Origin of the sequence: Pantoea sp. Sc1 (genome assembly GCF_000255315.1) — a bacterium.
GTDB classification, from domain to species: domain Bacteria; phylum Pseudomonadota; class Gammaproteobacteria; order Enterobacterales; family Enterobacteriaceae; genus Pantoea; species Pantoea anthophila.
This window is the reverse complement of record NZ_AJFP01000001.1, coordinates 73,824-94,228: the sequence shown is the minus strand read 5'-3', so window position 1 is coordinate 94,228 and position 20,405 is coordinate 73,824. Positions and strand designations below refer to the sequence as shown.

The following is a 20,405-nucleotide window of genomic DNA, read 5'->3' as shown; positions in this document are numbered from 1 at the left end:
TGTACTGAGGAAAATCGTAATGTCCAAAATCGTAAAAGTCATCGGTCGCGAAATTATCGACTCACGTGGTAACCCGACTGTTGAAGCTGAAGTGCATCTGGAAGGCGGTTTCGTAGGCCTGGCCGCTGCGCCATCAGGTGCCTCTACCGGTTCACGCGAAGCGCTGGAACTGCGTGACGGTGACAAATCACGTTTCCTGGGCAAAGGCGTAACCAAAGCCGTTGCTGCAGTAAACGGTCCGATTGCTGAAGCGGTAAAAGGCAAAGACGCGAAAGATCAGGCGAACATCGACAAGATCATGATCGACCTGGACGGTACTGAGAACAAATCTAACTTCGGTGCAAACGCCATTCTGGCTGTTTCCCTGGCGGCGGCAAAAGCGGCGGCGGCGTCTAAAGGTCAGCCACTGTATGAGCACATCGCTGAACTGAACGGCACCCCGGGCAAATACTCTATGCCTCTGCCAATGATGAACATCATCAACGGTGGCGAACATGCTGACAACAACGTCGACATCCAGGAGTTCATGATTCAGCCGGTTGGCGCAGCTAACGTGAAAGAAGCCATCCGTATGGGTTCTGAAGTGTTCCACAACCTGGCAAAAGTGCTGAAAAGCAAAGGCATGAGCACCGCTGTCGGTGACGAAGGCGGCTACGCACCAAACCTGGGTTCCAACGCTGAAGCACTGGCTGTTATCGCAGAAGCGGTAAAAGCAGCAGGCTACGAGCTGGGCAAAGACATCACCCTGGCGATGGACTGTGCGGCATCTGAGTTCTACAAAGATGGCAAATATGTTCTGGCCGGTGAAGGCGGTAAAGCGTTCACCTCTGAAGAGTTCACCCACTTCCTGGAAGATCTGACTAAACAGTATCCGATCGTCTCTATCGAAGATGGCCTGGACGAATCTGACTGGAACGGCTTCGCTTACCAGACCAAAGTTCTGGGCGACAAAATCCAGCTGGTGGGTGATGACCTGTTCGTAACCAACACCAAAATCCTGAAAGAAGGTATCGAAAAAGGTATCGCTAACTCCATCCTGATCAAATTCAACCAGATCGGTTCTCTGACCGAAACTCTGGCTGCGATCAAAATGGCGAAAGACGCGGGCTACACTGCGGTGATCTCTCACCGTTCAGGTGAAACCGAAGATGCGACCATCGCTGACCTGGCGGTTGGTACTGCAGCAGGCCAGATCAAAACCGGTTCAATGAGCCGCTCTGACCGTGTTGCTAAGTACAACCAGCTGATCCGTATCGAAGAAGCGCTGGGTTCTAAAGCGCCATTCAACGGTCTGAAAGAAGTTAAAGGTCAGTAATGACCCGGTGCTGATGCCACGTTGCGTGGCATCGCATAAACAGAAAGCCCCGCCCTGTGCGGGGCTTTCTGTTTATGCAGTGTACAGTCACGGATGGCAGGGCCCGATCAAGCGGCATTCCTGCCGGCCCGTGCAGTTCCCTGCGCGCGGAGAAAAGGCACAACGCGTGGTTGAGCTGCGCGACAAATCTGCCATAATCAGCGCCCCGATTTATCCAGGCGAGTAAAAAATGTTCTACCCGATTAACGAAATGTTCCAGACACTGCAGGGCGAAGGTTACTACACCGGCGTGCCTGCTCTCTTTATCCGCCTGCAGGGATGCCCGGTGGGCTGTAGCTGGTGCGATACCAAACATACCTGGGACAAACGGGCAGATCGGGAGACCTCGCTGGGCGACATTTTGATTAAAACGGTGGAGAGTGACGCCTGGGGCGATGCCGACGCGGCGACCCTGCTTCGCGCCATCGAACAGCAGGGCTGGACGGCGCGGCACGTGGTGATTACCGGCGGTGAACCGGCGATATACGATCTGCGCCCGTTAACCGCTGCGCTGGAACAGCAGGGTTTTCAGTGCCAGATTGAGACCAGTGGCACTCACGAAATCCACTGCTCTGAACGGACCTGGGTGACGGTGTCGCCGAAGGTGAACATGCGCGGCGGCTACGACGTGCTGCCGCAGGCCCTGAGCCGGGCTGATGAAATCAAACATCCGGTGGCGCGCCAGCGTGATGTCGAGGCACTGGATGCGCTACTGGCGGGCATTGAGGACAGCAAAACGCGCATCATCGCGCTTCAGCCCATCAGCCGCAAAGAGGAGGCGACCCGCCTCTGCATTGAGACCTGCATCGCCCGCAACTGGCGTCTGTCGATGCAGACTCACAAATATCTCAATATCGCCTGATTTTCATCGCGGCGGTTTCTGCGCGCGGAGGGGAGTGAAGAAAAGGGGATGGCAGAGGCGAAAAAGGGGGAGCCGCGTCGGATCGAAGGATTCGATCCGACAGGGTCAGCCGCGGTAAACGCAGCCCGCAGTGCAGGTTTCTTTGATCATGACCGCGCTTAACAGCGGCAGTTGCGGCTTCATCTGATCCCAGATCCATTTCGCCAGCACTTCGCTGGTGGGATTTTCCAGGCCGGGAATATCGTTCAGGTAGTAGTGATCCAGCCGATCGTAGACCGGCTTAAACGCCGCTTTCAGTTCAGCAAAATCCATAACCCAGCCGGTATGCGCATCCACTTCGCCGGTAATCTCCAGACGAACCAGGAACGAATGACCGTGCAGACGGCCACATTTGTGTCCGGCCGGCACATTCGGAAGGTGGTGCGCGGCCTCGAACTGGAATTCTTTAAACAGGGTGGTAGACATAGTGGTTCTCAGACATTAAAAAACCGCTGGATTCTACCTGATTACCGCTTTTTTCGCACCCGCTGCGCACGAAGCGTTCTTTTTCTTTACCCGTCTTCCTCTGACGTCCAGCTAATTAACTGATATAGCGCCGCTTTGCTTACCACTTTTGCTGATTAATCCTACCTGAAAAACCATTTAGTCATTTTGGTTATTTGATATGTCGAAGGCGTATTTAATCGTTAATATACAGCCCGGTAACCTACGCACTCTTCCGCCATTTTACGGTCCGGACTTCTGATACTGGAATTTTTAACGCGATGACGACTCAGGCACCTGGTTCAATGCTTCCGCTCTCTCCGGAACAACTCGCCCGCTTACAGGCGGCGACGACAGATTATTCCCCGACTCAACTGGCGTGGCTGTCAGGCTATTTCTGGGGCAGGGTAGAACAGGCACCGGGTAGCGCCGTCGCCAGCAGCACACCGCCTGCGGCGGCCGCTGAAGCACCGGTTATCACACTGCTTTCCGCCTCACAGACCGGCAATGCCCGTCGTCTGGCCGAGCAGCTGCGTGATGACCTGCTGGCCGCGAAGCTGAACGTCAACCTGGTGAACGCCGGTGATTACAAGTTCAAACAGATTGGCCAGGAAAAGATGCTGGTCGTCGTCACCTCGACCCAGGGCGAGGGCGAACCGCCTGAAGAGGCGGTGGCGCTGCATAAGTTCCTGATGTCGAAAAAGGCACCGAAAATGGAGGGGGCCGCCTTTGCCGTGTTTGGCCTGGGCGACACCTCCTATGAATTCTTCAGTCAGGCGGGCAAAGATTTTGACAGCCGTCTGGCCGAGCTGGGCGGCGAGCGCCTGCTTGATCGCGTGGATGCGGATGTCGAGTATGCGGAGCAGGCCACGGCCTGGCGCAGTGCGCTGACAGCGATCCTCAAAGCGCGCGTGCCGACCGAATCGCCGGCGCAGGCGGCCGCGACAGTGGCAGGCAGCGTCAACGAAGTGACCACCAGCCCCTACAGCAAAGAGGCGCCGCTCAGCGCCAGCCTGGCGGTGAATCAGAAAATCACCGGACGGGATTCCGACAAAGATGTGCGCCATATCGAAATCGATCTGGGCGACTCCGGTCTGCGCTACCAGCCCGGCGATGCGCTGGGCGTCTGGTATGAAAACGACGCGGCGCTGGTCAGCGAACTGCTGGAGCTGGTCTGGCTGAAAGGCGATGAACCGGTTGAGGTTCAGGGCAGCACGCTGCCGCTGGCCGAGGCGCTGCAGAAGCATTTCGAGCTGACGGTGAATACGGCGCAGATTGTTGCGCAGTACGCTCAGCTGTCGCGTAACGCCGAACTGCTGGCTCTGGTGGATGATAAAGCCAGACTGCAGCACTATGCGCAGCAGTACCCCATCGTCGACATGGTGCGCCTGGCTCCGTCTGAGCTCAGCGCAGAACAGCTGACCGGACTGCTGCGTCCGCTGACGCCGCGACTCTACTCTATCGCCTCCTCTCAGGCAGAAACCGATACCGAAGTGCATATCACCGTGGGTGCCGTTCGCTTTGATATTGAAGGTCGCCAGCGTGGCGGCGGCGCATCCACCTGGCTGGCCGATCGCATCGAAGAAGAGGGTGAGGTCCGGGTATTTATCGAACATAACGACAACTTCCGCCTGCCGGCCGATCCGGATGCTCCGGTCATCATGATCGGGCCGGGCACCGGCATCGCTCCCTTCCGCGCCTTTATGCAGCAGCGCGATAACGACGGTGCGGGCGGCAAAAACTGGCTATTCTTTGGCAATCCCCACTTCACCGAGGATTTCCTCTATCAGGTCGAGTGGCAGAAATATGTGAAGGATGGTCTGCTGACCCATATCGACCTCGCCTGGTCACGCGATCAGGCTGAAAAGATTTACGTTCAGGATAAGATCCGCGCGAAAGGTGCCGAAGTGTGGCGCTGGATTCAGGAGGGCGCGCATCTTTATGTCTGTGGCGACGCCAATCGCATGGCAAAAGACGTCGAGCAGGCATTGCTGGATGTGGTGGTCGAACACGGCGGAATGGATCGTGAAACGGCCGACGAATTTTTAAGTGAGCTGCGCATTGAGCGCCGTTATCAGCGAGACGTTTACTAATGAGCGATAAACACCCTGGACCGCTGGTTGTAGAAGGCAAATTAACCGACGCCGAGCGTCTGAAGAAGCAGAGCAACTATCTGCGCGGCACCATTAAAGAAGATCTGGAAGAGGGTCTGACCGGTGGATTTACCGGCGATAACTTCCTGCTGATCCGTTTCCACGGCATGTACCAGCAGGACGATCGCGACATCCGTGCCGAGCGTGCTGAGCAGAAGCTGGAGCCGCGCCACGCCATGATGCTGCGCTGCCGTCTGCCGGGCGGGATCATTACGCCGACCCAGTGGCTGGCTATCGACAGATTTGCTACCGACAAAACCCTTTATGGCAGCATCCGTCTGACCAACCGTCAGACCTTCCAGTTTCACGGCATTCTGAAAAAGAACGTGAAGCCGACGCATCAGATGCTGCACGAAGTGGGGCTGGACGCGCTGGCGACCGCCAACGACGTCAACCGTAACGTGCTCTGCACCTCGAACCCGGTTGAGTCGGAACTGCATCAGGAAGCGTATGAGTGGGCGAAGAAGCTCTCTGAGCATCTGCTGCCGCGCACCCGTGCCTATGCCGAGATCTGGTGGGATAAGGAAAAGATCGCGACCACCGATGAAGAGCCGATCCTCGGTGAAACCTATCTGCCGCGTAAGTTCAAAACGACGGTGGTGATCCCGCCGCACAACGACGTGGATCTGCACGCCAACGACCTGAACTTCGTGGCGATCGCTGAAAATGGCAAGCTGGTGGGCTTTAACCTGCTGGTAGGCGGCGGCCTGTCGATCGAGCACGGCAACAAAGCGACCTACGCACGCACCGCCAGCGAGTTTGGCTACTTCCCGGTGGATAAGATCCTCGACGTGGCTGAAGCGGTTGTCACCACCCAGCGCGACTGGGGTAACCGTACCGACCGTAAAAACGCCAAAACCAAGTACACCCTGGAGCGCGTGGGCGTCGAGACCTTTAAGGCGGAAGTGGAAAAACGTGCCGGTGTGACCTTTGAGCCGATCCGCCCGTATGAATTCACCACCCGTGGCGATCGCATTGGCTGGATTAAAGGCATCGACAATAAATGGCACCTGACGCTGTTTATCGAGAATGGTCGCCTGCTCGACTATCCGGGCCGTCCGCTGAAGAGCGGCATTGCCGAAATTGCGAAAGTTCATCAGGGCGATTTCCGCCTGACCGCCAACCAGAACCTGATTGTGGCGGGCGTGCCGGAGAGCGAGAAAGCGAAGATTGAAGCGATCGCCCGTGAACATGGTCTGATGGATCACGTCACGCCGCAGCGCGAAAACTCGATGGCCTGCGTGGCCTTCCCGACCTGTCCGCTGGCGATGGCGGAAGCAGAACGCTTCCTGCCCGCCTTCGTGACCAAAGTCGAGGGCATCATGCATGCGCACGGCGTCGGTGATGAGCACATAGTGTTACGCGTTACCGGTTGTCCGAACGGTTGTGGTCGTGCCATGCTGGCAGAGCTGGGTCTGGTGGGTAAAGCGCCAGGCCGCTATAACCTGCATCTGGGCGGAAACCGCACCGGAACGCGTATTCCCCGCATGTACCGTGAGAACATTAACGAAAGCGAAATTCTCGCCACCATTGATGAGCTGGTGGGACGCTGGGCCACCGAGCGCCAGGCCGCAGAAGGCTTTGGTGACTTCACCATCCGCGCGGGCATTGTCGCGCCGGTGCTGGACCCGGCACGCGACTTTTGGGAGGAGGCAAAATGAGTCATCCTGACCTCGCAGCACTGAATGAGATGTCCAAAGTCCAGCGTGCAATGGCGCTGGCAGCGACCAATGCGCAGCTGGAGAAGGCGTCAGCAGAAGAGCGGGTCAGCTGGGCGCTGGAGCATCTGCCGGGCGCCTATGTGCTCTCCTCCAGCTTCGGTATTCAGGCCGCGGTGTCGCTGCACCTGGTGACGCGTCAGCAGCCCGATATTCCGGTGATCCTGACCGACACCGGCTATCTCTTCCCGGAGACTTATCGTTTTATTGATGAGCTGGCAGACCAGCTCAATCTCAACCTCAAAGTGTTCCGCGCCGAAACCTCCCCGGCCTGGCAGGAAGCGCGCTACGGCAAACTGTGGGAGCAGGGCGTCGAGGGGATTGAGAAGTATAACGAGATTAACAAAGTCGAACCGATGAACCGCGCGCTGGAAACCCTGGGCGCGCAGACCTGGTTTGCCGGTTTGCGCCGCGATCAGTCGGGCAGCCGGGCGAATCTGCCGGTGCTGGGCGTGCAGCGCGGCGTCTTTAAGGTGCTGCCGATTATCGACTGGGATAACCGGAAGATTCATCAGTATCTGGAACAGCACAAGCTGAAATACCATCCGCTGTGGGATGAGGGCTATCTCTCGGTGGGCGATACCCACACCACCCGCAAGTGGGAGCCGGGTATGGCAGAAGAAGAGACCCGCTTCTTCGGTCTCAAGCGTGAGTGCGGCCTGCACGAAGGCTGAATCCCGCGCCTCTTCTCTCCCCCCTGGCTGGCGGGAGAGAAGGGCGTCACTGCCCGGTCTCAGACGCCGGTTAAGCCACTGAAGGCTTCCGCTGCCCGCGTGACATTCACCTTTGTCACCTCATACTGCGCCACGGCGACAAAAGGATCTTCCGCTAAGATCGCCTCCAGCCGTTCACGCTCAATATCCCTCACCAGCAGCATGCCGCCGGTGCGCGGATCTTTACGTCCCGCCGCAATAAAAATGTCCGCGTCAAAATAGCGATTGAGCCAGTCGATATGGCCAGCCAGCAGGGTTTCAACTTCCTCTACCGGACGAATGTAATTCAGAAAGACGACGTACATGTCAGATCCTCACACGTTGGGATTGGTCAGTTCTCTGAGCAGCGGCAGCAGCACGCTGACACTGTCATGGGTTCGCCGGGCTATCTGACCCGGCAGCCAGCGGTCAAGGTAGTTCAGATTATCCAGGTCAGTCTGATGGCGGGTGACGCCATCGGGAAAGTGGCGGCTGCGGTGACGCTGCAGCGCGCCATCTTTATTCCCCAGCGTCCAGTTACTGGCGGTCACATCCAGCAGCGGAAAGCCCGCCCTGTCAAAGGCATTCAGCCCGCTGACATCTTTGCGGGTCAGCTGATGACTGGCGGCGGGAATGCCGAGCTGGCGGGCCAGCAGCAGCGCCCGATCGCTGGTCTGCTTGCGTACCGCCCGGGGCGTATTCATGCCGCTGTTGAAATAGAGGTGGTCGCCGGTGATAAGGCTGTTGAGATCGATGACCAGCAGGGTGTTCTTCTTCTCACGCGCGCTCATCCGCTCCACGTAGTCATCCATGCCGTGCAGATCGGCTTCTCCGGCGCTCAGCGCCACAAAGCGGACGCCATAGTGCAGCGGTTTCTGACTCAGCTGCTGCGCCAGTTCCAGCATCACGCCCAGCCCTGAGGCGTTATCATCCACCCCCTGCAGACGCAGGCCGCCCAGATTGCGGTGAACCTGGGCACTGTTCAGCGGCGTCCAGGTATCCAGATGGGCCACGATCAGGATCTCCTGCGGCACGCTGCCGGCGCGTGCGGCAATGACCGAGGTGGCGGTCAGCTTGTGCCAGCGCCGCGAGCCATCCTCTTCCTGCCAGTTGTAACCGGTGTTGAACTGGCGGGTATTGGTCTGATAACCCAGCGCGGTAAATTGCTGCTGCAGATAGTCAGCCGCCATCAGCTCTGCCGGGCTGCCGCTCATCCGGCCCGGGAAAAAGGTGGCGATGTGCCGGACCTGCTGCTCAGCAAACTGGCCGGGCGGCGTGGCCAGTGCCAGCGGGGAGAGGAGTGCGCCAGACAAAAGAGTGGCAACCCTCAGACGGAGGGAACAAAACATAGTGCATCCTTTTTTTATTTGTCCGGAGCGGGCCTGTACAGGGGCCAGGGCCGCTCATGCCGGGCGTATTATACGCTTTTTGTTCCGCAATCCTGTTAGTGGAATCGGGCGCTGTCGCCTCCGGCACAGAGAGGCAGACCTTTGCGCTGGCACTTATCTGCTTTTGCAGCGCAGCAGGTGCGGAGGAATCTGTGAGCCTGTTCACGAAAAAGCCATTACATTTCATCTGTTAAGATCAAATTGTTCTGTGCTTTGCGTCACCGTTATTCCATTCGGTAACTACTCATTCCAATTCGTAATTTCATCTGGATAAACTCAGCGACGTATAGTCCCGTTAATACAAAGTTAAAACATCAGGGTTAACGTGGACTATTTGCCTCTTTTTGCCGATCTCTCTGGCCGCCCGGTTCTGGTTGTCGGCGGTGGAGATATTGCGGCGCGAAAAATTGAACTGCTGCGTCGCGCGCGCGCGCGTGTTCAGATCGCCTCTCGTGAACTCTGCCCGGAGCTGCAGGAACTGCTGGATAAGCAGGAGCTGGAGTGGGTGGCGACCGAATTTGATCCGTCCCAGCTGGATGGCGTTTTCCTGGTGATTGCTGCCACCGACGATAACCATCTCAACACCCAGGTTTTTGAAGCCGCTAACGCGCGGCATAAGCTGGTTAACGTGGTCGACGACCAGCCAAAATGCACCTTCATCTTCCCGTCGATTGTTGACCGCTCACCGCTGGTAGTAGCGATCTCCTCCAGCGGCACCGCGCCGGTACTGGCACGCATGCTGCGCGAAAAAATCGAAACGCTGCTGCCCGCCAGTCTGGGTCAGATGGCGGAGGTAGCCGGGCTGTGGCGCGATAAGGTCAAACAGCGCTTCAGCCGCATGTCCGATCGTCGGCGTTTCTGGGAGCGGGCCTTCGACGGTCTGTTCGCCAGTCAGATGTCCGCCGGTAACGTCGAAGAGGCGAAACGCACCCTGGATCGTGAACTGCTGGAAGAGCCAACCCGTCAGGGCGAGATCTTTCTGGTCGGTGCCGGGCCGGGCGACAGCGGCCTGCTGACGCTGCGTGGCCTGCAGGTAATGCAGTTAGCCGATGTGGTGCTCTATGACCATCTGGTCAGCGAAGAGGTGCTGGACCTGGTGCGTCGTGACGCCGACCGCATCTGCGTCGGTAAACGCGCCAGCGCGCATACGTTGCCGCAGGAAGAGATTAATCAGTTGCTGGTTTCACTGGCGCTGAAAGGTAAGCGCGTTGTCCGCCTCAAGGGCGGCGATCCCTTTATCTTTGGCCGCGGCGGCGAAGAGCTGCAGGCGGCACAGCAGGCGGGCGTGCCGTTCCAGGTGGTGCCGGGCGTCACCGCGGCTGCCGGTGCGACGGCCTATGCCGGGATTCCGCTGACCCACCGCGACTATGCCCAGAGCGTGATGTTTATTACCGGTCACTGCCGTCCCGATGGCGATGATATTGACTGGCCATCGCTGGCGCGTGCGCGTCAGACGCTGGCGATCTACATGGGCACGGTTAAAGCGGCTGCTATCAGCGCGGCGCTGATTCAGCATGGTCGTGCACCATCAACGCCGGTGGCGGTGATCAGTCGCGGCACCCGTCAGGATCAGCAGGTGCTGACCGGCACCTTAGAACACCTTGAGGCGCTGGCCGCCTCGGCACCTACTCCGGCGCTGCTGGTGATCGGAGAGGTGGTTAATCTGCACGGGCAACTCGCCTGGTTTAAACATTCAGCACAGCAGGGGGCTCGCGAGTCCGCCGTTGTCAATCTGGCTTGAGGGAAAATCATGGACCAAAAACGACTCACTCATCTGCGTCAGCTGGAGGCGGAGAGCATCCATATCATTCGCGAAGTGGCTGCAGAGTTCAGCAACCCGGTGATGATGTACTCCATCGGCAAAGACTCTTCGGTCATGCTGCACCTGGCACGCAAAGCGTTCTATCCGGGCACGCTGCCGTTTCCGTTGCTGCATGTGGACACCGGCTGGAAATTCCGCGAGATGTATGAATTCCGTGACCGCACCGTGAAAGCGATGGGTGCCGAGCTGATCGTTCACCGCAACCCGGAAGGGGTGGCGATGGGCATTAACCCGTTTGTCCACGGCAGCGCCAAACACACCGATATCATGAAAACGGAAGGGCTGAAGCAGGCGCTGGACAAATATGGTTTTGACGCGGCCTTCGGCGGCGCACGTCGCGATGAAGAGAAGTCGCGCGCCAAAGAGCGTATCTACTCGTTCCGTGACCGCTTCCATCGCTGGGACCCGAAAAACCAGCGCCCTGAGCTGTGGCACAACTACAACGGTCAGATCAACAAGGGCGAAAGCATCCGCGTTTTCCCACTGTCGAACTGGACCGAACTGGATATCTGGCAGTACATCTTCCTGGAAAACATCGAGATCGTGCCGCTCTATCTCGCCGCCCCGCGTCCGGTGCTGGAGCGTGACGGCATGCTGATGATGATTGATGACGATCGTATCAATCTGCAGCCGGGTGAAGAGATCACCCAGCGGATGGTCCGTTTCCGTACCCTCGGCTGCTGGCCGCTGACCGGTGCAGTAGAGTCCGAAGCGCAGACGCTGCCGGAGATCATCGAAGAGATGCTGGTGTCCACCACCAGTGAGCGTCAGGGCCGCATGATCGACCGCGACCAGTCCGGTTCGATGGAACTGAAAAAACGCCAGGGTTATTTCTAAGGAGACGCCAGATGAATACCGTAATTGCACAACAGATTGCCGACCAGGGCGGCGTTGAAGCCTGGCTGACCGCTCAGCAACACAAGAGCCTGCTGCGTTTTCTGACCTGCGGCAGCGTGGACGATGGAAAAAGTACCCTGATTGGGCGTCTGCTGCACGACACCCGTCAGATCTATGAAGACCAGCTCTCTTCACTGCACAACGACAGCAAACGTCACGGCACCCAGGGCGAGAAGCTCGATCTGGCGCTGCTGGTAGACGGTCTGCAGGCGGAGCGTGAGCAGGGCATTACCATCGACGTGGCCTACCGCTACTTCTCGACCGAAAAGCGTAAATTCATTATTGCCGACACGCCGGGCCATGAGCAGTACACCCGCAACATGGCGACCGGGGCGTCTACCTGCGACCTGGCGATCCTGCTGATCGACGCGCGAAAAGGCGTGCTGGATCAGACCCGTCGTCACAGCTTTATCTCAACGCTGCTGGGCATTAAAAACCTGGTGGTGGCGATCAACAAGATGGATCTGGTGGACTACAGTCAGGATCGCTTCGAGGCGATCAAACAGGATTATCTCGATTTCGCCGCCCAGCTGCCGGACGATCTCGACATCCGCTTTGTGCCGATGTCGGCGCTGGAAGGGGACAACGTTGCGACGGCCAGCCAGACCATGCCGTGGTACACCGGCCCGACGCTGCTGGACGTGCTGGAGACCGTGGAGCTGAAGCGCGTTGTCGACCATCAGCCGATGCGTTTCCCGGTGCAGTATGTGAACCGTCCTAACCTCGATTTCCGTGGCTATGCCGGTACCCTGGCGTCAGGCAGCGTGCAGGTAGGACAGCGCGTTAAAGTGCTGCCGTCTGGCGTGGAGTCGACGATTGCCCGCATTGTGACCTTTGATGGCGATCTGCAGGACGCGGGAGCAGGGGAGGCGATTACCCTGGTGCTGCAGGATGAGATTGATATCAGCCGTGGCGATCTGCTGGTGGACGCCAGCGAAACGCTGACGGCGGTGCAGTCGGCCAGCGTAGACGTGGTGTGGATGGCGGAGCAGCCGCTGCAGGCGGGTCAGAGCTACGATCTGAAAATCGCCGGTAAGAAAACCCGTGGCCGGGTCGAAAAGGTGCTGCATCAGGTCGACATCAACTCGCTGGCGACCCATCAGGTCGATGCGCTGCCGCTGAACGGAATCGGCCGCATTGAGATCGTCTTCAATGAACCGATGGTGCTCGACAGCTATCAGCAGAACCCGGTGACCGGCGGCATGATCTTTATCGATCGCCTGAGCAACGTCACGGTCGGGGCGGGCATGATCCATCAGCCCAACCAGGATGTGCCGGTCAATACAGGTGAGTTCAGCGCCTTTGAGCTGGAACTGAATGCGCTGGTGCGCCGTCACTTCCCACACTGGAACGCGCGCGATCTGCTGGGCGGTCAATAATGGCGCAGCACGACGACAACGTGGTGTGGCATGACCATCCGGTCACCCGCGCGGCACGCGAACAGCAGCACGGCCATCAGGGCGTGGTGCTGTGGTTCACCGGGCTGTCGGGCTCGGGGAAATCCACGGTCGCCGGTGCGCTGGAGCAGGCGCTGCACCGCATCGGTGTCAGCACCTATCTGCTGGATGGGGATAATGTGCGTCACGGCCTGTGCCGTGACCTCGGTTTCAGCGATGGCGACCGCAAAGAGAATATCCGTCGGGTCGGCGAAGTGGCGAAACTGATGGTGGATGCCGGATTAGTGGTGCTCACCGCCTTTATTTCACCGCATCGCGCCGAGCGGCAGATGGTGCGCGATCTGCTGGAACCGGGACAGTTTATCGAGGTGTTTGTCGATACGCCGTTAGCGGTGTGTGAGGCGCGCGATCCTAAAGGGTTATACCGCAAAGCCCGGGCCGGAGAACTGCGAAACTTCACCGGTATCGACAGCGTTTATGAAGCCCCGGAGAGCCCGGAAATTCAGCTGGATGGCGAACAATTGGTTACAAAACTGGCCGCCCAATTGTTAGACCTGCTGCGTGACCGCGATATCATCAGATCCTGAAGAGACAGCGGCAAATCGTCTCTGATTTGCCGCCCTCGCACCAACAGGATGCCTATGCAGAACATAACCCCACTGCTCGCTCGTAAAGATGACACTGCCCCGGATGAGCCGCGCTCATTGCTGCCGGGCTGCGTGATCGGCTTTCTCGCTTACTGGTGTGCGCTGGCGATCCCGTTCCTGCTGTTCGGCTCTAACACGCTGTTTTTCTTTCTGTATACCTGGCCATTCTTTCTGGCGCTGCTGCCGGTTGCGGTGGTCGCCGGTATTGCCCTGAATACCCTGCTCAGCGGACAGTGGCTCTGGACCGCACTCGCCACCGTGATTCTGGTGGTCTCCCTCTTCTGGTTAATGTTCTCTTTTCTCTCCGGCTGGTAAGCGCTGATGCCCCTGCGCTGATGTGCAAACGCATCGGCCGGTTACAAATCTTTTCCCCCTGGAATCGCTGCTGATTCATATTTTGTGCAGACGCGCGGCAAAGCGCGCCATTTTCTCCGCTGGTGTGGAGTCCTGTGCAAAGTTATGGGATGATTGGGCCGTTTTTAGGGGGCGGGATGGGAAAACTGACGTTACTGTTACTGGTGCTGCTCGGCTGGCTGCAATATTCATTGTGGCTGGGGAAAAATGGCATCCACGACTATACGCGCGTCAATGATGATGTCGCGGTGCAACAGGCTAACAATGCCAAACTGAAATCGCGCAACGATCAGCTGTTTGCCGAAATTGATGACCTCAATGGCGGCTCGGAAGCGATCGAGGAGCGTGCACGCAATGAGCTGGGCATGATTAAGCCCGGTGAGACCTTCTATCGTCTGGTGCCTGACCAGAACAAACGCAACGCGCAACAATCAGCGCAAAACCAACAACGATAAAACATGAATACTCTGGCCTCCCTTGCGGATGTGATTGCCGTGGTGCCCGCGGCCGGGATCGGCAGCCGCATGCAGGCAACCTGTCCTAAGCAGTATCTGACGATTGGTCAGCTCACCCTTCTGGAACACAGCATTGCACGTCTGTTTTCCCATCCTGCCATTAAACAGGTTATTGTCGCCCTCAGTCCCGACGATCAGCACTTCGCCTCACTGCCGCTGGCGCGCGATCCGCGCGTGCTCAGGGTTACCGGCGGAGAAACCCGCGCCGAATCGGTGCTGGCTGGCCTGCAGGCCGCGCAGGGTGCCGCGTGGGTTCTGGTTCACGATGCTGCCCGTCCCTGTCTGCATCCCGACGACCTGCAGCAGCTGCTCAACGTGCGCGAACAGAGCCACGTCGGCGGGATTCTGGCCGCACCGGTGCGCGACACCATGAAGCGGGGCGAGCCGGGCAAAGCCGCGGTGGCCCACACGGTAGAGCGTGACGATCTCTGGCACGCCTTAACCCCCCAGTTTTTCCCGCATGCGCTGCTGACAGCCTGCCTGACGCGGGCACTGACCGAGGGCGCAACCATTACGGATGAGGCCTCGGCGCTGGAGTATTGCGGCTACCATCCGCTGCTGGTCAGCGGACGCAGTGATAACATCAAAGTCACCCGGCCAGAAGATCTGGCGCTGGCGGCTTTTTATCTGAGTCAGATTCAATTAAAGGAGAGCGCATGATGCGTATCGGTCACGGTTTTGACGTTCACGCCTTTGGCGGAGAGGGTCCGTTAGTGATTGGCGGTGTGCGGATCCCGTTTGAGCAGGGGTTTATTGCCCATTCCGATGGTGATGTGGCGCTGCATGCGCTGACGGACGCGCTGCTGGGCGCGGTCGCCATGGGCGATATTGGCAAGCTGTTTCCGGATACCGATCCCGCGTTTAAAGGCGCGGACAGCCGCGGCCTGCTGCGCGAGGCCTGGCGTCGTATCGAAGCCAAAGGCTATCGCATCGGTAACGTGGATGTCACCCTGATTGCCCAGGCGCCGAAAATGCTGCCGCATGTGCCGCAGATGCGCATCAACATCGCGGAAGATCTGGGATGTCACATGGATGCGGTCAATGTCAAAGCCACCACGACCGAAAAGCTGGGCTTTACCGGGCGCGGTGAAGGGATCGCCTGCGAAGCGGTGGCCCTGCTGCTGAAAGCCGACACTCAATGACGCTTCACTATCTGCACGGCACGCCCGCTGCCACCGGCGTCATCAAGGCCAGCCCGGAAGATTTTGTGGTGGTTGAAGATCTCGGTTATGGCCCGGATGGGGAAGGTGAGCATCTGCTGGTGCGCATCCGTAAAGTGGGCGCGAATACCCGCTTCGTGGCGGAGGCGCTGGCGAAATATCTCGGTGTGCATCAGCGTGACATGAGCTATGCCGGGATGAAGGATCGCCATGCCGTGACGGAGCAGACGCTCTGTTTCCGTCTGCCGGGGAATGCGATGCCCGATCTGCGCGGCTTTGCGCTGGAGGGGGTAGAGATCCTGCAGGCGGTACGCCACAAGCGCAAGCTGCGCACCGGCGCGCTGGCCGGAAATGCGTTCCGGCTGGTCATCCGCCAGATCAGTGACCGTGAGGCGGTTGAGACGCGCCTGACGCAGATTCGTGACGCGGGCGTGCCGAACTATTTCGGTGAGCAGCGTTTCGGGCGCGGCGGCAATAACCTGGTGATCGCAGAGAAGTGGGCGCGTAACGAGATTATCCTGCGCGATCGCAACAAGCGCAGCCTGATGCTCTCTGCCGCGCGCAGTGCGCTGTTTAATCAGGTGACCAGTGCGCGTCTGGCGCAGCAGGGTGGCCTGAGTCAGGTCCTTAACGGCGATGCCCTGCAGCTGACCGGGCGAGGCAGCTGGTTTGTTGCGCAGCCGGATGAGCTGGAAGCGTGCCAGCGCCGGGTTGAACAGCATGAACTGCGCATCACCGCGCCGCTGCCGGGGCGGGGCGAGCCGGGTCCGCAGGCGGATGCGCTGGCTTTTGAAGAGCAGGTGCTGGCTGGCGAAACCCTGCTGACCGGCCTGATTGAGCGCGAGCGGGTGGATGCCGCACGCCGTGCCATGCTGGTCGTGCCGCGCGATCTGCGCTGGAGCTGGTGGGATGAGGTGACGCTGGAGCTGACGTTCTGGCTGCCCGCAGGCAGCTTCGCCACCAGCGTCGTCAGAGAACTGCTGGTTCAGGCCGACGCGTCCGATCAGATTGATGAGTAATCTTCGCCGCAACCTGACCCGCTGTGTGGGGAATGTTGCGGCAACCCCCCTCTGCTGTGTGATTTACGCCTACCACTTCCTTGCGTGCCTCGCTAGAATGCAAAAATCGCCGCCCATTCCTCACCTGTTGCCATGCCGTTCAGACAGGTTCAGTCGCGGCGACCAGTCGAATAAAAAAAGGTCAGAACGAAATGCGGATATTGCTCAGCAACGATGACGGCATTCATGCGCCAGGTATTCAGACTCTGGCGAAAGCCCTGCGGCAGATTGCTGACGTGCAGGTGGTTGCCCCCGATCGTAACCGAAGCGGTGCGTCAAACTCGCTCACCCTGGAAACGCCCCTGCGAACGTTCACCCATGAAAACGGCGATATCGCGGTGCAGATGGGTACCCCGACCGACTGTGTCTATCTGGGGGTGAATGCCCTGATGCAGCCGCGGCCCGATATTGTGGTGTCAGGCATCAATGCCGGTCCCAACCTGGGGGATGATGTGATTTACTCCGGTACGGTCGCGGCGGCGATGGAGGGGAGACACCTGGGCTTACCGGCGATCGCCGTTTCGCTCAATGGTCATCAGCACTATGAGACAGCCGCGGCGGTGACCTGTGCGCTTCTCCGGGCGCTGACGCATGAGCCGCTGCGCACCGGTCGCATTCTCAATATCAACGTGCCCGATCTGCCGCTCTCCGAACTCCGGGGCATTCGCGTGACGCGCTGTGGCAGCCGCCATCCGGCCGATCAGGTGATTGCGCAGCAGGACCCGCGCGGCAATACCCTCTACTGGATTGGCCCGCCGGGTGAAAAACTGGATGCCGGGCCGGATACGGACTTCGCCGCCGTGGATCAGGGTTATGTCTCTGTCACCGCGCTGCACGTCGATTTAACGGCGCACAGTGCACAGGAGGTGCTCAGCGACTGGCTGGCGAAAGCTGAGGTGAATCTGGCATGGTGAATCGGCGTATTGAGACGTTGCTGTCACAACTGCGTCAGCAGGGCATCCATGACGAAAACCTGCTGAAAGCCATCAGCGAGGTGCCACGCGAACGCTTTATCGATGAGGCGTTCGAGCACAAGGCCTGGGACAATGTCGCCCTGCCTATCGGCTCCGGTCAGACCATCTCACAGCCTTACATGGTAGCGCGGATGACCGCGCTGCTCGGGCTGAATCCCCATTCGCGGGTGCTGGAAATCGGCACCGGTTCGGGTTATCAGACCGCCATTCTGGCCCACCTGGTTGATCACGTCTATTCCGTGGAGCGGATTAAAGGGCTGCAGTGGCAGGCCAAGCGCCGGCTGAAACAGCTCGATCTGCACAATGTCTCCACCCGCCATGGCGACGGCTGGCAGGGCTGGCCATCCCGAGGCCCGTTCGATGCGATTATCGTCACGGCGGCCCCGCCGGAAATTCCGATTGCGCTGATAGCGCAGCTGGCAGAAGGCGGCATTATGGTGCTGCCGGTGGGGGAAGATCAGCAGGTACTGAAACGGCTGCGTCGTCAGGGAAAAGAGGTGACGGAAGAGACCATCGAGCCGGTGCGTTTTGTTCCGCTGGTGCAGGGCGACCTGGCCTGACCCTCTACGTATTTCTTCACAACTGTTTCATGGCACCACGTACCTGATGTTGTTACTATCCGGTTTACCTAACGAAAACACAGCTTTTATCGCGTCACGCAGAGCATTCTGCTGGCAGATACAGTGAAACAGATAGATTAGAGTTGCCATCACGGGGGATTAATGAGCACGGGAAGCACACTTTTTCAGTTACGCCGTCTGGCGGCGCTTTCACTGGTAGGTTTCTGGCTGGCAGGCTGCAGCTCCAGCGACAACTCGCAGGCGCCCATCAGTCGCGTGGGCGACAATGGCGGCATGAACAGCAGCCCGTCTGACACAGGCATGGTTTCGGGCGGCGTACCTGCCACACCTGCCCAGGGACAAATGTTAAGCACAAATTCAGGATCTGCTCCCCGCAGCGGTGGAATGATTAGTACCAGCGATAATGTTGAGACACAAAATGGCCGGATTGTGTACAACCGCAGTTATCAGAATATTCCAAAGGGTAGTTACTCCGGTGAAACATATACCGTTAAGCGCGGTGACACATTGTTTTACATTGCCTGGATTACCGGCAACGACTTCCGCGATTTAGCCCAGCGCAACAACGTTCCGGCGCCCTATAGCCTGAATGTGGGGCAAACGCTGCAGATTGGAAATGGGTCAGGTCAGCCGATTACGGGCGGAAATCCCATTACCGTTGCTGATGCAACGCAGGGCGGTGTCCCGGCGTCGCCACAAATTAAAGCGCCTGTTGTTGCACAGCAACCTGTTATTACGTATTCTGATGATTCGGGTAATTCGGGTGGCAGCAAATTGTTGCCTTCGAAAGGAGCAAATGTTGCAACGACAACAGCTCCAGTCGTTACCGCCCCCCCAACGGTGAGCAGTACCACCAACAGTTCAACGCCGGTCGGAAGCTGGCGCTGGCCGACCGATGGGAAGATTATCGATAACTTCTCTGCCGCCGAAGGTGGCAATAAAGGGATCGATATCGCCGGAACGCGCGGACAATCTGTCGTTTCCACCGCATCAGGACGCGTGGTTTACGCAGGTAACGCACTCCGGGGGTACGGTAATTTAATCATCATTAAACACAACGATGATTACCTGAGTGCCTACGCCCACAACGATACAATGCTGGTTCGGGAACAACAGGAAGTTAAGGCGGGGCAGAAGATCGCTACCATGGGTAGCACCGGAACCAGTTCAGTCAGATTACATTTTGAAATTCGTTACAAGGGGAAATCCGTAAACCCGTTGCGTTATTTACCGCAGCGATAATCCGGCAGAACAGACCCTTTTTATGTTCTGCCCTGGAATCACGGGTAGGAGCCGCTTATGAGCCAGAATACGCTGAAAGTAAACGAGTTACATGAGAACGCGGAATTCGATGAGAACGGAGCTGAAATTTTTGACGAGAAAGCACTCGTTGAAAACGAAGCCAGTGATAGCGACGTAGCGGAAGAAGAGTTGCTATCACAGGGTGCGACGCAGCGTGTTTTAGATGCGACGCAGCTCTATCTTGGGGAGATTGGCTATTCTCCGTTGTTAACGGCAGAGGAAGAAGTTTTCTTCGCTCGCCGTGCATTGCGGGGTGATATTCCTTCCCGTCGCCGTATGATCGAAAGTAACTTACGCCTGGTGGTGAAAATCGCCCGTCGTTACAGCAATCGTGGTTTAGCCCTGCTGGACCTGATTGAAGAAGGTAACCTCGGCCTGATTCGCGCCGTTGAGAAATTTGACCCGGAGCGCGGGTTCCGTTTCTCAACGTACGCCACCTGGTGGATTCGTCAGACCATTGAACGGGCGATCATGAATCAAACCCGTACTATCCGTCTGCCGATTCACATTGTTAAAGAACTGAACGTTTATCTGCGTACTGCGCGTGAACTGTCCCACAAGCTCGACCATGAGCCGAGTGCGGAAGAGATCGCGGAGCAGCTTGATAAACCGGTTGATGACGTAAGCCGTATGTTGCGTCTCAACGAACGCATTACCTCGGTTGACACGCCATTAGGCGGGGATTCTGAAAAAGCGCTGCTGGATATTCTGGCCGATGAGAAAGACAACGGCCCGGAAGACACCACGCAGGACGATGACATGAAACAAAGCATCGTCAAATGGCTGTTCGAACTGAACGCCAAGCAGCGTGAAGTGCTGGCACGTCGTTTCGGCCTGTTGGGCTATGAAGCGGCAACGCTTGAGGATGTCGGCCGTGAAATCGGCTTAACCCGTGAGCGTGTCCGTCAGATTCAGGTTGAAGGTTTGCGCCGTCTGCGCGAAATCCTGCAGGCGCAGGGCCTCAACATTGAAGCACTGTTTCGTGAATAATTGATCTGAGCATGAATGCGAAAAGCGGTGGTGAAAACCACCGCTTTTTTTATGCCTG

At 58.2% G+C, this 20,405-nt stretch carries 21 protein-coding genes; 18 read left to right on the top strand and 3 right to left on the bottom strand.

Annotation, left to right across the window (positions count from 1 at the left end; all coding sequences use genetic code 11):
• Positions 1 to 19 precede the first annotated feature (19 nt).
• Together eno and queE are read left to right on the top strand one after the other, a co-directional pair.
• Positions 20 to 1,315 carry a phosphopyruvate hydratase gene (gene eno / locus S7A_RS00480; RefSeq protein WP_009086962.1) on the top strand — a complete coding sequence of 432 codons (1,296 nt, stop codon included), beginning with the start codon at positions 20 to 22 and terminating at the stop codon, positions 1,313 to 1,315.
• Positions 1,316 to 1,544: 229 nt separating this feature from the next.
• Positions 1,545 to 2,216 (top strand): 7-carboxy-7-deazaguanine synthase QueE, encoded by a 672-nt coding sequence (queE, locus tag S7A_RS00475; protein WP_009086960.1) that lies wholly within the window; start codon positions 1,545 to 1,547, stop codon positions 2,214 to 2,216.
• A 105-nt stretch (positions 2,217 to 2,321) separates the two neighbouring features.
• Here queE and queD read toward each other — a convergent pair whose 3' ends face one another.
• Positions 2,322 to 2,681, bottom strand: coding sequence for a 6-carboxytetrahydropterin synthase QueD (gene queD / locus S7A_RS00470; protein WP_009086958.1), 360 nt, complete (start codon positions 2,679 to 2,681; stop codon positions 2,322 to 2,324).
• 299 nt (positions 2,682 to 2,980) lie between these two features.
• Between queD and cysJ the strand changes: the two genes are divergently transcribed.
• Genes cysJ through S7A_RS00455 form a run of 3 tightly spaced genes read left to right on the top strand, consistent with a single transcriptional unit; the run spans position 2,981 to position 7,244 of the window.
• Positions 2,981 to 4,792: an NADPH-dependent assimilatory sulfite reductase flavoprotein subunit gene (gene cysJ / locus S7A_RS00465; protein ID WP_009086955.1), complete on the top strand. Its 1,812-nt coding sequence runs from the start codon at positions 2,981 to 2,983 to the stop codon at positions 4,790 to 4,792.
• Positions 4,792 to 6,513 carry an assimilatory sulfite reductase (NADPH) hemoprotein subunit gene (gene cysI, locus S7A_RS00460; RefSeq protein ID WP_009086953.1) on the top strand — a complete coding sequence of 574 codons (1,722 nt, stop codon included), beginning with the start codon at positions 4,792 to 4,794 and terminating at the stop codon, positions 6,511 to 6,513. Before cysJ ends, cysI begins: the two co-directional genes overlap by 1 nt.
• The gene (locus S7A_RS00455) at positions 6,510 to 7,244 is read left to right on the top strand and encodes a phosphoadenylyl-sulfate reductase (protein ID WP_009086951.1); all 735 of its coding nucleotides are present in this window, start codon (positions 6,510 to 6,512) and stop codon (positions 7,242 to 7,244) included. The genes cysI and S7A_RS00455 overlap by 4 nt, the downstream gene beginning before the upstream one ends.
• A gap of 59 nt (positions 7,245 to 7,303) precedes the next feature.
• Here S7A_RS00455 and S7A_RS00450 read toward each other — a convergent pair whose 3' ends face one another.
• Positions 7,304 to 7,588: a YciI family protein gene (locus S7A_RS00450; RefSeq protein ID WP_009086949.1), complete on the bottom strand. Its 285-nt coding sequence runs from the start codon at positions 7,586 to 7,588 to the stop codon at positions 7,304 to 7,306.
• A 9-nt stretch (positions 7,589 to 7,597) separates the two neighbouring features.
• The gene (locus S7A_RS00445; RefSeq protein ID WP_033736029.1) at positions 7,598 to 8,611 is read right to left on the bottom strand and encodes an aminopeptidase; all 1,014 of its coding nucleotides are present in this window, start codon (positions 8,609 to 8,611) and stop codon (positions 7,598 to 7,600) included.
• A 364-nt stretch (positions 8,612 to 8,975) separates the two neighbouring features.
• Here S7A_RS00445 and cysG point away from each other — a divergent pair, with 364 nt between their 5' ends.
• The 13 genes from cysG (at position 8,976) to rpoS (ending at position 20,347) form a co-directional block, all read left to right on the top strand.
• Entirely contained in the window at positions 8,976 to 10,391 is a 1,416-nt protein-coding gene (cysG, locus tag S7A_RS00440) for a siroheme synthase CysG (RefSeq protein WP_009086945.1), read from the top strand.
• A gap of 9 nt (positions 10,392 to 10,400) precedes the next feature.
• Entirely contained in the window at positions 10,401 to 11,309 is a 909-nt protein-coding gene (gene cysD, locus S7A_RS00435; RefSeq protein WP_009086943.1) for a sulfate adenylyltransferase subunit CysD, read from the top strand.
• 11 nt (positions 11,310 to 11,320) lie between these two features.
• Positions 11,321 to 12,748 carry a sulfate adenylyltransferase subunit CysN gene (cysN, locus tag S7A_RS00430; protein ID WP_009086941.1) on the top strand — a complete coding sequence of 476 codons (1,428 nt, stop codon included), beginning with the start codon at positions 11,321 to 11,323 and terminating at the stop codon, positions 12,746 to 12,748.
• Positions 12,748 to 13,353, top strand: coding sequence for an adenylyl-sulfate kinase (gene cysC, locus S7A_RS00425; RefSeq protein WP_009086939.1), 606 nt, complete (start codon positions 12,748 to 12,750; stop codon positions 13,351 to 13,353). The genes cysN and cysC overlap by 1 nt, the downstream gene beginning before the upstream one ends.
• A gap of 54 nt (positions 13,354 to 13,407) precedes the next feature.
• Complete coding sequence (locus S7A_RS00420) at positions 13,408 to 13,728, top strand: DUF3561 family protein (protein WP_009086937.1); 321 nt, start codon at positions 13,408 to 13,410, stop codon at positions 13,726 to 13,728.
• 176 nt (positions 13,729 to 13,904) lie between these two features.
• Positions 13,905 to 14,222 (top strand): cell division protein FtsB, encoded by a 318-nt coding sequence (ftsB, locus tag S7A_RS00415; RefSeq protein ID WP_009086936.1) that lies wholly within the window; start codon positions 13,905 to 13,907, stop codon positions 14,220 to 14,222.
• Between the two features lie 3 nt (positions 14,223 to 14,225).
• Positions 14,226 to 14,942: a 2-C-methyl-D-erythritol 4-phosphate cytidylyltransferase gene (gene ispD / locus S7A_RS00410; protein ID WP_009086935.1), complete on the top strand. Its 717-nt coding sequence runs from the start codon at positions 14,226 to 14,228 to the stop codon at positions 14,940 to 14,942.
• Positions 14,942 to 15,424, top strand: a complete 483-nt coding sequence (gene ispF, locus S7A_RS00405) for a 2-C-methyl-D-erythritol 2,4-cyclodiphosphate synthase (protein ID WP_009086933.1) — start codon at positions 14,942 to 14,944, stop codon at positions 15,422 to 15,424. Before ispD ends, ispF begins: the two co-directional genes overlap by 1 nt.
• Positions 15,421 to 16,461 (top strand): tRNA pseudouridine(13) synthase TruD, encoded by a 1,041-nt coding sequence (gene truD / locus S7A_RS00400; protein ID WP_009086931.1) that lies wholly within the window; start codon positions 15,421 to 15,423, stop codon positions 16,459 to 16,461. The genes ispF and truD overlap by 4 nt, the downstream gene beginning before the upstream one ends.
• 191 nt (positions 16,462 to 16,652) lie before the next feature.
• Positions 16,653 to 17,414: a 5'/3'-nucleotidase SurE gene (gene surE / locus S7A_RS00395; protein WP_009086929.1), complete on the top strand. Its 762-nt coding sequence runs from the start codon at positions 16,653 to 16,655 to the stop codon at positions 17,412 to 17,414.
• Positions 17,408 to 18,034, top strand: a complete 627-nt coding sequence (locus tag S7A_RS00390; protein WP_009086927.1) for a protein-L-isoaspartate(D-aspartate) O-methyltransferase — start codon at positions 17,408 to 17,410, stop codon at positions 18,032 to 18,034. The genes surE and S7A_RS00390 overlap by 7 nt, the downstream gene beginning before the upstream one ends.
• A 162-nt stretch (positions 18,035 to 18,196) precedes the next feature.
• Positions 18,197 to 19,297: a murein hydrolase activator NlpD gene (nlpD, locus tag S7A_RS00385; RefSeq protein ID WP_009086925.1), complete on the top strand. Its 1,101-nt coding sequence runs from the start codon at positions 18,197 to 18,199 to the stop codon at positions 19,295 to 19,297.
• A gap of 57 nt (positions 19,298 to 19,354) precedes the next feature.
• Positions 19,355 to 20,347, top strand: coding sequence for an RNA polymerase sigma factor RpoS (gene rpoS / locus S7A_RS00380; protein ID WP_009086923.1), 993 nt, complete (start codon positions 19,355 to 19,357; stop codon positions 20,345 to 20,347).
• The last annotated feature ends 58 nt before the right edge of the window (positions 20,348 to 20,405 follow it).